2 rRNA genes (1 of these 2 only partly in view) are annotated in these 1,594 nt (G+C 56.8%); both read right to left on the bottom strand.

The features are described from left to right. Positions 1-117, bottom strand: a 5S ribosomal RNA gene (gene rrf / locus ACZ4WH_RS43835). A gap of 84 nt (positions 118-201) precedes the next feature. Beyond that, positions 202-1,594, bottom strand: a 23S ribosomal RNA gene (locus tag ACZ4WH_RS43830) (it continues 1,795 nt past the right edge of the window).

The following is a 1,594-nucleotide window of genomic DNA, read 5'->3' as shown; positions in this document are numbered from 1 at the left end:
GTTCGGCGGTGTCCTACTCTCCCACAGGGTCCCCCCTGCAGTACCATCGGCGCTGTGAGGCTTAGCTTCCGGGTTCGGAATGTAACCGGGCGTTTCCCTCACGCTATGACCACCGAAACACTATGAAACTGAACGCCGCACCATGCGTGGCACATGGGGCTGTTCGTGGTTTCAGAACCAACACAGTGGACGCGAGCAACTGAGGACAAGCCCTCGGCCTATTAGTACCGGTCACCTCCACCAGTTACCTGGCTTCCAGATCCGGCCTATCAACCCAGTCGTCTACTGGGAGCCTTACCCCATCAAGTGGGTGGGAGTCCTCATCTCGAAGCAGGCTTCCCGCTTAGATGCTTTCAGCGGTTATCCCTCCCGAACGTAGCCAACCAGCCATGCCCTTGGCAGAACAACTGGCACACCAGAGGTTCGTCCGTCCCGGTCCTCTCGTACTAGGGACAGCCCTTCTCAAGACTCCTACGCGCACAGCGGATAGGGACCGAACTGTCTCACGACGTTCTAAACCCAGCTCGCGTACCGCTTTAATGGGCGAACAGCCCAACCCTTGGGACCGACTCCAGCCCCAGGATGCGACGAGCCGACATCGAGGTGCCAAACCATCCCGTCGATATGGACTCTTGGGGAAGATCAGCCTGTTATCCCCGGGGTACCTTTTATCCGTTGAGCGACGGCGCTTCCACAAGCCACCGCCGGATCACTAGTCCCGACTTTCGTCCCTGCTCGACCCGTCGGTCTCACAGTCAAGCTCCCTTGTGCACTTACACTCAACACCTGATTGCCAACCAGGCTGAGGGAACCTTTGGGCGCCTCCGTTACCCTTTAGGAGGCAACCGCCCCAGTTAAACTACCCATCAGACACTGTCCCTGATCCGGATCACGGACCCAGGTTAGACATCCAGCACGACCAGACTGGTATTTCAACGACGACTCCACAAACACTGGCGTGCCTGCTTCACAGTCTCCCAGCTATCCTACACAAGCCGAACCGAACACCAATATCAAACTGTAGTAAAGGTCCCGGGGTCTTTCCGTCCTGCTGCGCGAAACGAGCATCTTTACTCGTAGTGCAATTTCACCGGGCCTATGGTTGAGACAGTCGAGAAGTCGTTACGCCATTCGTGCAGGTCGGAACTTACCCGACAAGGAATTTCGCTACCTTAGGATGGTTATAGTTACCACCGCCGTTTACTGGCGCTTAAGTTCTCAGCTTCGCCCACCCGAAAGTGAGCTAACCGGTCCCCTTAACGTTCCAGCACCGGGCAGGCGTCAGTCCGTATACATCGCCTTACGGCTTCGCACGGACCTGTGTTTTTAGTAAACAGTCGCTTCTCGCTGGTCTCTGCGGCCACCCCCAGCTCAGGAAGCAAGTCCCCTCACCGGATGTGGCCCCCCTTCTCCCGAAGTTACGGGGGCATTTTGCCGAGTTCCTTAACCATAGTTCACCCGAACGCCTCGGTATTCTCTACCTGACCACCTGAGTCGGTTTAGGGTACGGGCCGCCATGAAACTCGCTAGAGGCTTTTCTCGACAGCATAGGATCATCCACTTCACCACAATCGGCTCGGCATCAGGTCTCAGC

The organism is Streptomyces sp. NPDC029138 (assembly GCF_055564375.1).
This window is presented reverse-complemented; position numbering and strand designations above follow the sequence as displayed.